Genomic DNA, 11,727 nt, shown 5'->3' on the forward strand with positions numbered 1-11,727 from the left:
GTCCCCCGAGCCCTACAGGAGCCGACCGTGCTGTTCCGCCACCCGAAGACCGAGCTCGTCACCGCAGACCAGGCCCTGCCCGGCCGGGCCTCGGCGCCGTTCACCCTCACCGAGCCGCACACCGTCCTCGGCCACCCCCTCACCGCGCCCTACCCGGCCGGCCTGGAGGTCGCGGACTTCGGCCTGGGCTGCTTCTGGGGCGCCGAGCGCACGTTCTGGCAGCTGCCCGGCGTCTGGACCACCCTGGTCGGCTACCAGGGCGGCCACACCCCCAACCCCACGTACGAAGAGGTGTGCAGCGGCCGCACCGGCCACACCGAGGCCGTCCGAGTCGTCTACGACCCCGCCATCCTCCCGTACGAGACCCTCCTGAAGACCTTCTGGGAGGCCCACAACCCCACCCAGGGCAACCGCCAGGGCAACGACGTCGGCACCCAGTACCGCTCCGCCGCCTACACCCACTCCCCCGCCCAGCTGGCCACCGCCGAAGCCTCCCGCGACGCCTTCCAGCCCGCCCTCTCCGCCCTCGGCCACGGCCCCATCACCACCGAGATCGCCCCCGCCGGCCCGTTCTACCCCGCCGAGCCCTACCACCAGCAGTACCTTTCGCGCAACATTAACGGCTACTGCGGCCTCGGCGGCACGGGCGTCAAGCTGGGTGACCCTTCCGAATGGGGCAACTCCTGCCCGATCGGCGTCGCCAAGACAGACGACTGAGCAGCGATTCGCATGATCAACCGGCGACCGCGCGGATCTGGCCGGGGTCGAGGTGCAGCTCGTAGGCGGTGTAGCACTCGCTGATCACCGTGCCCACCTCGGCCCCGCACGGGCAGGTCCGGTTCTTGCCTTCCTGCCCGTGGCAGCCGCAGCACCCGACATGCTTGGCGTCGGGGCTCCGTTGAAGATGGGGCGCATCATCGGGGTGGAGGACCACCGTGTTACGCGGCCCTGCGGACACCAGGAACCCGTCACCGTAAGGATCACCGATACAGGGCCCGCCGGGGAAGGCCGCTCGGCACTCATCGGTCGGCACGAACGGGGCACCCCACGGCTCGGATTCGAGGGCGAAGAACCCGAGGGCCAGGGTCGAGGGCGCTCGGCGGTACCCGTCAGCCTGGACCCGGCCGTCGAACTCCGGACGGCCGGGCACTTCGGCCAGCTCGGTCAGCACTCCGGTGATCGGGGTGCCACAGGCAGCGCATACGAAAACAGTCACCCCGAACTCCTAGCACCCACCCAGCGTTCCGGCGACGGCTTTTCCCTGCGCTGGTCCGGGGACGGTCACATGGCACAACAGGCTCGGCGGCACGGGCGCTACTTGCCCGATCGGCGTCGCCAAGACCGACGACGGCGCATAAGCCCCACCCACGTCCACCAATGAGCGCTCTCTGTAGCCGACCTGCCCGATGAACGGGTCGGCTCCGGCGCACCACGCCGATGGACGATCACAGCGCGCACACCAACCAGGATCCTGCGACGGTGACGATCGGGATACGCATAGTGGCTGGGCGAGGTGGAGGCGTCGCAGATGGCTCAGAATGCCGAAGGACTTCTCTCCAACCTCGCCGTCCCGCTACTAGCAGCGGCCGTCACGGCAGTTGTGGGGGCTTTCGGAGCATCGTTCCAGGACTGGCATCGACGACGGCGGGACGATGTCCGTCGCCGACACGCACTGGACGACGCTCAGGCATATGTCGCCTTCCTATCCATGTGGTTCTCGGCCTATCAGGAAATTCAGCCCCACGCCCAGTTCGATGAACCGCGCCGACTAGCTGCCGACTCTCTCGACGGCGTGTTCCACACCTTGCAGACCATGTTGTCCGAGCCTCGCCCCAGAATCGCGCGGCCGGGGCTCTGGCCACGCATCCGGGTAGCCGCCCTCCTGATACCGTTGAGATCCTGGGAAGCATCGCTCGCGCGTGTCGCCTTCTACTTCGTGATCATCATTGTTAGCGGAGTAGCGCCAAAGATCCTCGCCGACAGGACGCATGGGTGGGGCGACCGCGTCGGGTCAGCGGTCAGCTTCATTGCGTTCGCAGGTGCGGCCCTCTACGGGTTGTGGCGGCTGACCCGGTTCCTCGCCGCCCGTAAAGAGGCTTCGCGGAACTTGCGCGCCGGCGGTCCCGGCACTTGACCGACAGTCAGGCACGCTCGCACAACCGCTCACCTGGCACAGGACTCTCGAAGGTACGGGCGTCAAGCTGGGCGCCCCTTCGGAGTGGGGCAACGCCCGCCCGCTCAGCGTCGCCAAGACGGACAGCTGCCCCCCGGAGGGCTCAGGTCAACCCATTGCTGACTGCTGGCATTGGACCGCTTTGAGCCCTCTGCGGCGTCTGGCGAGGGCTCAAATTACTTGGTGGTCAGGAGAGCGGCGTGCCGTACTCCAGATACGCAGTCGCTGAGTCCGCACGAGCATCGAATGCCGCTCGCACTCGATGGGCGAGCCGGGGGATGAGGAGGGTGTCCACCTGGTCGAGCTCATGGAAGGCGTACTCGCCGATCTCGACACCGTCGAGAGTGATGGCCTCAAACTGCTCCGGGGCCAGCCTCCCGCCGTCGAAGACGAAGAGGAGCTTGTCCCCCTCAACCGGGTGAGGTGCCCAGTCGGCGACGAGAAGCCGGCCGATCGGCGGCGCGATGCCAAGTTCCTCCTCGACCTCGCGGGCGGCGCCTTGGCTCGGGGTCTCGCCGGGGTGCAGGTAGCCGCCGGGGATCTCCCAGCCCCGCTTATAAGTTGGCTTGACCAGAAGCACCCGGCCGCCTTCGTCGAAGAACAGCACGCCTGCGGCGGTACGAGGCTGCGCCACGGCCTCACTGACTGTGGAGTCGCTCATGCGGATGACTGTAGTCGCCCGGGACGGTCATCCCACGACGTGCAGGCGTTGGGCAATACCTGCGAGCAAGTGGTCTGGCCTTCCACGCTGCTGGCGTACCCACGTGGTCACCAGATCCCGTGGGATCGGGTGGTACCGCACCTGCTCGGGCGCCAGTTCCTCTGCGTCCAGCACAAGGGCGAGCGCCTCGCCCATACGGTTCTGCGCGTTGTATGCGCGGGCAAGTTCGAGGGTGTGGCGCACCCGCCGTTCGACGGGGAGCGCTGAGGGGTCTATGCGAGGACCGAGATCGACAGCGATCTGAACATCCCCGAGTTCCATGGCGGTTGAGACCCGGTGGATAGCCACGTTGGTGGGCCCGAACGCCGTCCACATGTGATTGGCATCGTGACCGAGGCGATGAGCGACCCGTTCGGCTTCCGCGAGGAAGCCGCGGACGGTCTCACGGTCATCAAGCCGCGCGGCAGCCATGGAGCCGACGAGGAACAGAGTTCCGTAGATCGAGAGGTAGGACGGTGAAGCTCTCGCAATCCCGCTCTCCAAGTAGGCGGTTGAGTCAGCAACAAGATCCCTGGCTGCCGCAGGACGCCCGTTGGCCAACAGACAGTGCGATACCGACCTGAAGAGCGAACCGATCACCACCAGATCGCCTGACTCCTGAGCGGCAGCCAAGCCTCGATCGGCAGCCATCCACGCCAGATCGGGTTCACCGATCTTCGTCAGCACCATCGCTGCGCCCTGGTAGGCCATGGCGAGCAACGCCTTGGCCTGGAGCTGCTCGTCACCGTCGTAGGCGCGAGCGGCTCGCTGGGCCTCGGTGAGGGTCTTGGGGATCAGACAGGTGGCGCGCGCGTACTTGCCGTCCTGATAGGCCGACCACGCGGACCCGACCTCTGCCCGGACGACGACGAGGTCCGGCGGCACGTCAGCCGATTCGGGCGCAAGCAGCGGGGACAGCTGCCGGTAGTCCATGAGCGCTTCGCGCAGTTTCGGCACCGTGCTGCCTTGGGTATCGGCTGTCCATTCCAAGAGTGAGGGCTCAGCCAGCAGGTCACCAAGGTGGATGTCGAGGGCGTCGGCCAGCGCCTTGATCACGGAGAGCCGGTCCAACTCGATGCGGCCGTTCTCCACCTTGCTCAGCCAGTCGGAGGTCCGCCCCACAAGGCCGGCGAGCACCTCTTGCGGCATGCCCCGTCGGCGGCGGTACCAGGCCACGCGCTCGCCGACGCTCAGAGTCTCTGTCATCCCACGCATGCCCCCACCTTGGCGCTGCCCGGATTCACGACCCCAGAAGATTTTTCCGGGGTCCCCTCTTCCCATCCTTCTAACGTTCTGACTTGCCATCAAGCACAGGTGGCGGGCGACTTCGTGTGTCGGCGCTGAGGGAGCGTGAGGATGATCGGCTTCGATTCGACGACGTCCCCCGTCGATACGACATCGGGAGCGCTCTTCTGCTGGCTGTCGCGCCATCGGAAGTCGGCGGGGGAGGCTCGAGAGCTGTTGCGGTCGTTCCTGTCCGGTCGCGATGGTAGTGAACGGTTGATTGGTGGTGGTGAGTTGGTGGTATCGGAGTTGGTGGCGAATGCGGTGGAGCATGCGGGTTCGCCGCGTGGGCGGTTGATCGCGGTGCGGTTCGAGTTTGTGGGTGGGTTGCTGCGGGTCGAGGTGCACGATGCGGCTACCGAGCAGCCGGTACTACGGCCGGTGGACGGTGACGCGGTGTCGGGGCGTGGACTGCGGCTGGTCGAGGCGGTTTCGTCGTCGTGGGGTTGCTGCCCGCGTGCCGGTGGGATCGGGAAGTTCGTGTGGGCCGTGGTGGGGCCTGTTGGGAGCGAGTCATGACGTGGGCCGGGCAGCCGTCCGAGGTGGCCGTGTCGCAGTGCCACTACTGCGAGGTGGGGCTGCGGACGGCGCAGGCACGGTTCGTCGTCGTCAACCGCAAGGCGGTTGCTGTTCACCGTCGTACGGGTGAGGTGTCGGCATGAGCAAGTGGGACGCGGTGGCACCGGGGGTGATCGCCGACTACCGGGCGGGGCTGACGTGGGCCGAGATCAGCAGGAAGCACGGCATCCCCCAGGGGTCGATCGCCGCACTGCTGGAGCGCCACGGCGCGGCACCCCCACCATCGTTGCCGGTGGCGGAGGAGGAAATCGTCCAGCTCTACGTCGGCGAACGGGTGCCGATCCGGGCTCTCGCGGAGCGCTTCAGGATCAGCATCAACACGATTCGCGCTGCCCTCCGCCGCGCCGGCGTCCAACCGCGTCCCCCCGGGCCGCCCCTGCGAAAGGACCGCCGGTGACGACCCGCCAGCACATCTGCCCCAACGCCATCGCGGCCGGGCGCATCACGGTCGAGGTCGAGGGCGTGCTCGACCCGGTGACCTTTGACCACCTCTCCGACGCGCTGACGGCGCTGTGGGAGGCGCTGCGGGTGCTACCGCTGCGCTCGGTGGAGGCGAACGCCTACGAGCTGCTGCTGACGCGGCCGGACCGGGTGGAGATCGTGGCCGGGTTCCTGGAGCCCGACGGCTCGTGCGAACTCCCCTTCGGGATGAACGGGCACAGGCACCGGGTGCGGATACGCCTCGCAGAGCCCGAAGCGGCCCGGTGCCCGGCGCTGCGCGGGACCTGCTGAAGACCTTCACCACCGCCCGCACCGCACTGTCTCGGTGCAGGCGTCCATTCGTCGCGCCCTGGGGGCGCCCCCGGGAAAGGCACGTCGATGAGAGCGGGAAAGAGCACGAGCGGCACGGTCGGCGTGACCGGGCCGGTGACGGTCGAGATCGAGGGGGTCACGGGCCCGGCGACTTTCCCGGACCTGGCGGCGGCGGTCGGGGCGTTGTGGCAGTCGCTGCGGGTACTGCCGCTCGGCTCGGAGCAGTTCGAGGCATACAAGGTGCTGCTCGGCGGACCGGACGCGGTCGAGAGGGTCTCCGAGTTCCTGGAGCGCTCCGGCCGGTTGGACCCGACGTTCACCATGTCGGGGCGCACCCACTCGGTACACGTACATCTCGCCGAACCCGGGTCCGCTTCCGGCCGATGACTTGCTCTGGCTGTTGTGCCCGATAGCGGGCCGGACTGCGTCACTCCCCTGGCGCGCGGCCGCCCCAACCGATCTGGTGACCGGCAGGGGCGGGGGACAACTGAAGACTTGCCGGACCACCCATTTCCTTGGCGGGTGAGGGTGGTCCGGTGGGTTCGAACCCGGTGCCGACCGCCCCAGGGCACCAATTAGGTATATCGCTGACCTGCATAGACAGCCCCGAGCATCCGTCACCGTCCACTGACGTGCGGCGTCGTTGCAGCACAGTCAGACACTCACCCCACCGGCGACCTGAGAGCAGCTGACAGCGGGCCTTTTGTGCGCCCCCGGCCGGCCAAGGGAAACCCTCATGTCAGGGCCGACCGCTAGGGTCGCTGGGCGCGGTCGGCATCCGAGGCATCCAGCTCTGTAGTGCAGTTGCATCCCTGGCTCTGTCCGGGGGCGGCCCGAGATCAAGCTCGGGACCCAACCGACGGCCAGGCTCTGTCGATGGCCAAGAGTGACGCCAGCCAGCGCCGACCGCGCAGATCCCTGCTTTACAAGGCTTGGCGAGCGGCACCTGCTCTGACCTCGGCCTTGCCGCTCGCGGGCCTTCGCCCGACTCTGTCCTGTTGATATCCCTGATTGCCCGTCACGTACCATCCGATCTGGCAGAGCTGCGGCACGGGCGCGCTCCTCAGTGCGAACCACCGGCTGCTCGGTCGCTGCGGTCTCCCGTCCTTTGTCAACCAGGGGAGGCCAGTTGATGACGGTCAGCAGCGACTGGCACGGTTGCTGGGCACATCACTGCGGCTGCAGCGACCGAGGTACTGCTCGGGTGGCATGTTGCGGGTCTTGCACCTCGTCGTCTCGCTCCAGGATCAGGCTGACTGAACCGTCTTCAAGCCCGTTGTCATCTTCGAGATACAGGTCCTGGTCGAGCGGTCCGAGGTGGCGGCATGAACGACATGTTCGAGGTTCTTGAAGCGCTGAGCAACTGCGATCCGAACCGTCGGGACGTTGCCGCCGACATCCTCGGGGACCGCCTGCGCGGCGCCGCGCTCGACGCGGACTCCGCTTCTCTGGTCGTCGGACGTCTGGTCAGCGTGGCCGTCAACGAACCGGTGACCAAGGTGCGCGAGTCCGCTCTGAACTCGATCAGCGAGGCGTTCGACCACTACCGCCTGCCGCTGAGGCTCGTCGAACCGCTGGCGGCAGCCACGCCGACGATGGAACGCCAACTCGTCGTTCATGCGCTCTACATCTTCGGGGTCACGCACGACCCGAAGGCCCGGCCGCTGATCGAACCCTTCCTCCGTCACCCCGACTCCGAGGTGCGCGAGGAGGCCCAGCTCGCAGTCGCCGAGATCACCGCCGTCGAGTCGAAGGGCCTCACCCACAACTCTTGACTATTGCTCCTGCAACCCCGAGAACGGCCCGTTGATCCCGGGGGCTCCTTCAAGCCGCGTTTCGGCTCGGGAGGAGTCGCTCTGTGCGTAGCCGAACGCTACGAGCCAGCCTGGGCGCTGATCCGGCCATTGTCACTTGACAACGGCATAGTGCTGTTCGCAGAACGAAACAATCCACTCCATGAGTAGCCCGGCAAGAACGAGAAGGCTCGGCGGACTGAGGCAGTGGTGGGGGCTTCTGGCTGGCGCTCTGTTGATAGCCGCATGGATCAACTCTGCTGCCGGCCCGGCAGTCGTGATCATTCTCTCTGCCGCCACGGCGGCCTGGTGCTTCTTTCAGGCCCCGGTGACTTGCGGCGCCCCGGTACGAGGCCACCCCGACGGCTGCCGCAACAACGCGGCAGGGCTTCTCCTGGGATGTCACATCCGACAGCACCGGTGGCAGAAGCTGAAGATGCTCATCCTCCGCCGTCAGCTCCGACAGTTCTGCTCGGGGCTGTTCTCGGACGGCAAGGCAACCGTCGTCACCCTGGCAGGAGTAGGAAGCTTCTTGTCCGGGGTCGTGGCCTTCATCCCTGGTATCGCGCGCTGACCCAGGAAACGCAGGCTCGGCGGCACGGACGCCACCTACCCGATCGGCGTCGCCCTCAGCACCTCGAGGCGGTCCCGTCAGGCCACGGTCCGCTACACCGAAATCCACAGCTGTGTGTCCGACTCCGTCCCGTCCTGCGACGGTCAGGCGATGGACCACGGTCGGTACGCTGGCGTTTTCGGGGCGCACCGGAGGTACCGCATGTCCCAGGATCGGGCGGCGCTGCCCGCTGACGTCGTCGCGACGCTGCACGCCCTGCTGCCGCCCGGTGCGCCGGGGCGGGAGGAACTGCTCGGGCAGCTGCCGTACACGACGCTCGGCCGCCGCTGCAGCTGTGGCTGCGCGACGGTCGACCTCGTGGTGGACCGCTCGGCGGCGGGTCCTGCCGTGGTGGCGCAGTTCCCGGCGGCGGACGCGTCGTACACCGCCGAGAACGGCTCGGTGGCGGGTGGCGTCATGCTCTTCCTGGAGGACGGGTACCTCTCTCTGCTGGAGATCTACACCTTCCTCGACACCCGCGCCACGAGCTGGCCTCCGCCGGAGCGGATCAACCTCTGACGGTGGGCCGTTCGTCCGTCAACAACCCTGTGTACAGCGGGTGTTCATGCGGGCAGGGCGGTGCGTGCGCGGTGAGTTCGGACCGGTACGATCGCGCCCACGTTCGATGAATCGCCGCGTCCTACGCGGCAGGGGGAGAACACCGTCATGCAGAAGTTCCGTCGTACCGGCCTGCTCGCCGCCGGGGTCGTGCTCGCGTCCGGCCTGCTGCCTTTCCAGGCCTTTGCCGCCGCGCCCGTCTCGCCGTTGCAGCTGACGCCGACGTGCGACTCGGGGGCGAACTCGCCCTCCTGGGTGGGGAACCCGGTGGCCGTGCAGGCCGGGCAGGACGCGGCGCCGTTCTGCCGCGTGAAGATCACCGGGGTGCCGGCGGAGGGCCTGAAGGGGATCAAGGCCGCCTTCACGCTGTCCGCGAAGACGATCGCCATGAGCGGCTACTCCGCGACCCAGCTGTCCCGGATGCTCCAGATCCAGACCAACCTGGACCTGCCGACCACCGGTGGCGTGCTGGCGGCCCGCCAGTGGATCGTCAACCCGGACGGCTCGCTCACGCTGGACATCCCGGCCTTCGACATCATGCCGGTCAGCGTCGGCGGGCAGACCGTCGCGTTCGGCCAGCTCAACTTCCTGACCACCGGCTCGTCGACGCTCAGGTCTGCGCTGCTGGAGGCGCAGCTGACGGTCGCTGACGGCCAGGGCGGCACGGTCGCCTCGACCGTCTCGCTCAACTACGTCGCCGACGGCCGTGACGTCCCGATCGGCACCGCCGGTACGTTCAAGCCGGTCACGCCCGTCCGCGCGCTCGACACCCGCTCCGGCATCGGTGCGACGAAGGCCCCGGTCGGCCAGGACAGCAGCATCGCGCTCCAGATCGCGGGCGCCAACGGCATCCCGGACAAGGGCGTCACCGCCGTCGTCCTGAACGTCACGGCCACCAACGCGACCAAGGGCGGGTACGTCACCGTCTACCCGCACGGCCAGGCCCGCCCGACCGCTTCCAACCTCAACTTCACCGCCGGTCAGACCATCCCGAACCTGGTCACCGTCCCGGTGATCGACGGCAAGGTCAACCTCTACAACTTCCTCGGCACCACCGACCTGGTCGCCGACATCAGCGGCTACTACACCTCCGACGGCTCCGGCTCGCGCTTCACCCCGAAGGGCCCGAACCGGCTGCTCGACACCCGCAACGGCACCGGCGCGGCCAAGGCCCCGGCCGGCCAGCAGGGCACTGTCACCCTCCAGGTCGCGGGCGCGGGCGGTGTCCCGGCGACGGGCGTCACGGCCGTCGTCCTCAACGTCACGGCCACCAACCCCAGCACCGGCGGGTACGTCACCGTCTACCCGCACGGCCAGGACCGCCCGACCGCCTCCAACCTCAACTTCACCAAGGGCCAGACCATCCCGAACCTGGTCACCGTCCCGGTCGTCGACGGCAAGGTCAACCTCTACAACTTCCTCGGCACCACCGACCTGGTCGCCGACGTCGCCGGGTACTACTCGGCCACCGGCTCGGTCTTCGTGCCGACCGGCCCGACCCGGGTGATGGACACCCGCGCCGGCTTCGGCAGCTCGACCCTCTGGGCCGGCCGCACGACCACCGTCGCGGTGAACAGCTGGAAGAACGGCGTGCCGCCGATCGGCGCCACCAGCGTCGCCCTCAACGTGACCGCCACCCAGGCCACCACCGGCGGCTACGTCACCGTCTTCGGCGGCAAGGACAGCAAGCCGACCGCCTCCAACCTCAACTTCACCAAGGGCCAGACCATCCCGAACGCCGCCGTCTCGGGGGCCGACGGCGGCGTCAACTTCTTCAACTTCGCCGGGAATGTCGACCTGGTCGCCGACCTCTCGGGGTACTTCACCGCCAACTGACCCGAGAAGAAACACGGCACGAAGCAGCAGCACGAAACAGCGGGCCCCGCCGGAGAACCGGCGGGGCCCGCTGCGTGCGTCGAGGGTCAGCCCTCGGCGCCGGTCATCAGGCTCTTGATCTGGTCGTAGCCGAGGCCGCTCTGGTTGAGCAGCTTGAGCTGCGCCTCGGTGACGCCGTTCTGCGCCAGCTCCTTGAGCTGGGCGTCGGTCAGCGGAGCAGCGGTGCCGGCGCCCGGCTTGGTGCCCGGCTTAGCGCCGGGGAGGCCGGGGAGGGAGGCCCCGCCGCCCAGTCCGCCCGCGATGTTCTTGGTGAACATGCCCATCAGGCCGGTGATGTCCGACATGCCGAACTCGGTGGCGCCGGTGGGCGCCTGGATCGGGGCGACGTCCTTGCCGAAGGCGAGCTTCACCGGCAGGTGGGCGTCCTTGGGCAGCTTGTCGTCGATCTGGGCGAGGTCGAAGGCGACCGAGGAGAGCGCGCCGTCCTTGAGGTAGAGGTCGATGCCGATCTTGCGGTCGGGGACGTCCGTCGGGGCCGCGCTGGGCAGGTCCTTGAGGCCGGGCACGTCCTTGGCGAGCGGCTTGACGGCGCCGAGCAGGCCGTCGGCCAGCGCGCGGGCGGGGGCGCTCGCCACGATGTGGTCGAGGCCGTCCTTGCTGCCCTTGTCCTCGAAGGTGACGTTGCGGGAGAACACGCTCTTGACCGCGTCGGCGATCGACTGGGCGGTCTTCGGGTCGATCGAGGGCACCGCCGAGGGCTTGGCACCGGCGGCGGCACCGGGGTTGGCCTTCGCCAGGTCGGTGAGCAGCTTCGGGTCGAGGGAGACCCACTTGCCGCCGAGCGCGTCCTTGACGATCTTGAGCTCGGCCGGGGCCTCGTCGGCGAAGGCGTGGATCTCGGCCGGGTCCTGGCCCGCCAGCGCGGCGATGCCGTCGACGTCGACCTTCAGGTACGGCTTCGCGTCGATGGTGCGGATGTCCGCGTAGGTCTTGCCGTCCTTGCCCGCGAGGACGTACTCCAGGTTGAAGCCCTTCACCGCGGCCAGCGGGTCGGAGCCGGTGGCGCCCTGGCTCTTCAGCGCGTCGAGCTCCTTGAGCGGCTTGTCGGAGCTGACCGACACCGCGAGGCTCAGCCCGGCGACGGCGGCGGCCGTCTTCTGGTCCAGCTTCTTGTCCGACTTGTCGCCGGCCGCCTTGTCGAAGGCGAGCAGTTGGTCGGCCGTCACGTCCAGCGACAGCTCGGCCTTGAAGGTCTTGCCCTCCTGGAGCTTGCCGAAGGCGTCGGACACCTTCTGGGCGGCCGTCAGCTCCTTGACCGTCCCGCAGGCGGTCAGGCCCACGGCGAGGACACCGGTGCAGACGGTGGCGGCAAGGGCGACACGGGCAGTACGACGTATGGACATGAGGGTTGTTGTCTCCTGAAGAGGGCGCTCGGCCT

Annotated in this window: 14 protein-coding genes; 10 read left to right on the forward strand and 4 right to left on the reverse strand. The window is 68.3% G+C overall.

Annotation, left to right across the window (positions count from 1 at the left end):
* Window positions 1-27: 27 nt before the first annotated feature.
* Window positions 28-717 carry a peptide-methionine (S)-S-oxide reductase MsrA gene (gene msrA, locus ACR68M_RS12510; RefSeq protein WP_441250538.1) on the forward strand — a complete coding sequence of 230 codons (690 nt, stop codon included), beginning with the start codon at window positions 28-30 and terminating at the stop codon, window positions 715-717.
* A gap of 16 nt (window positions 718-733) precedes the next feature.
* Here msrA and ACR68M_RS12515 read toward each other — a convergent pair whose 3' ends face one another.
* Complete coding sequence (locus ACR68M_RS12515; protein ID WP_441250539.1) at window positions 734-1,216, reverse strand: hypothetical protein; 483 nt, start codon at window positions 1,214-1,216, stop codon at window positions 734-736.
* 312 nt (window positions 1,217-1,528) lie between these two features.
* On the opposite strand from ACR68M_RS12515, the gene ACR68M_RS12520 reads away from it, so the two are divergent.
* Entirely contained in the window at window positions 1,529-2,134 is a 606-nt protein-coding gene (locus ACR68M_RS12520) for a hypothetical protein (protein ID WP_441250540.1), read from the forward strand.
* Window positions 2,135-2,360: 226 nt separating this feature from the next.
* On the opposite strand, the gene ACR68M_RS12525 is transcribed toward ACR68M_RS12520, so the two are convergent.
* Window positions 2,361-2,834 (reverse strand): NUDIX domain-containing protein, encoded by a 474-nt coding sequence (locus ACR68M_RS12525; RefSeq protein WP_441250541.1) that lies wholly within the window; start codon window positions 2,832-2,834, stop codon window positions 2,361-2,363.
* Window positions 2,835-2,861: 27 nt separating this feature from the next.
* A complete protein-coding gene (locus ACR68M_RS12530; RefSeq protein ID WP_441250542.1) occupies window positions 2,862-4,079 on the reverse strand; it encodes a helix-turn-helix domain-containing protein in 1,218 nt (405 codons plus the stop codon).
* 150 nt (window positions 4,080-4,229) lie between these two features.
* Between ACR68M_RS12530 and ACR68M_RS12535 the strand changes: the two genes are divergently transcribed.
* The 8 genes from ACR68M_RS12535 (at window position 4,230) to ACR68M_RS12570 (ending at window position 10,289) form a co-directional block, all read left to right on the forward strand.
* Window positions 4,230-4,676, forward strand: coding sequence for an ATP-binding protein (locus tag ACR68M_RS12535; protein ID WP_441250543.1), 447 nt, complete (start codon window positions 4,230-4,232; stop codon window positions 4,674-4,676).
* Window positions 4,673-4,819: a hypothetical protein gene (locus ACR68M_RS12540; protein ID WP_441250544.1), complete on the forward strand. Its 147-nt coding sequence runs from the start codon at window positions 4,673-4,675 to the stop codon at window positions 4,817-4,819. The genes ACR68M_RS12535 and ACR68M_RS12540 overlap by 4 nt, the downstream gene beginning before the upstream one ends.
* Window positions 4,816-5,133 (forward strand): hypothetical protein, encoded by a 318-nt coding sequence (locus ACR68M_RS12545; protein ID WP_441250545.1) that lies wholly within the window; start codon window positions 4,816-4,818, stop codon window positions 5,131-5,133. Before ACR68M_RS12540 ends, ACR68M_RS12545 begins: the two co-directional genes overlap by 4 nt.
* A complete protein-coding gene (locus ACR68M_RS12550; RefSeq protein ID WP_441250546.1) occupies window positions 5,130-5,468 on the forward strand; it encodes a hypothetical protein in 339 nt (112 codons plus the stop codon). Before ACR68M_RS12545 ends, ACR68M_RS12550 begins: the two co-directional genes overlap by 4 nt.
* 87 nt (window positions 5,469-5,555) lie before the next feature.
* The gene (locus tag ACR68M_RS12555) at window positions 5,556-5,876 is read left to right on the forward strand and encodes a hypothetical protein (RefSeq protein WP_441250547.1); all 321 of its coding nucleotides are present in this window, start codon (window positions 5,556-5,558) and stop codon (window positions 5,874-5,876) included.
* Between the two features lie 938 nt (window positions 5,877-6,814).
* Complete coding sequence (locus tag ACR68M_RS12560) at window positions 6,815-7,264, forward strand: HEAT repeat domain-containing protein (protein ID WP_441250548.1); 450 nt, start codon at window positions 6,815-6,817, stop codon at window positions 7,262-7,264.
* A 793-nt stretch (window positions 7,265-8,057) separates the two neighbouring features.
* Entirely contained in the window at window positions 8,058-8,414 is a 357-nt protein-coding gene (locus tag ACR68M_RS12565; protein WP_441250549.1) for a hypothetical protein, read from the forward strand.
* Window positions 8,415-8,561: 147 nt separating this feature from the next.
* Complete coding sequence (locus ACR68M_RS12570) at window positions 8,562-10,289, forward strand: hypothetical protein (RefSeq protein ID WP_441250550.1); 1,728 nt, start codon at window positions 8,562-8,564, stop codon at window positions 10,287-10,289.
* Window positions 10,290-10,375: 86 nt separating this feature from the next.
* Here the strand turns inward: ACR68M_RS12570 and ACR68M_RS12575 are convergent, their stop codons facing one another.
* Complete coding sequence (locus ACR68M_RS12575; protein WP_441250551.1) at window positions 10,376-11,692, reverse strand: hypothetical protein; 1,317 nt, start codon at window positions 11,690-11,692, stop codon at window positions 10,376-10,378.
* Window positions 11,693-11,727 lie beyond the last annotated feature (35 nt).

Source organism: Kitasatospora sp. McL0602 (assembly GCF_052076145.1).
In the GTDB taxonomy this organism is placed as follows: Bacteria; Actinomycetota; Actinomycetes; order Streptomycetales; family Streptomycetaceae; genus Kitasatospora.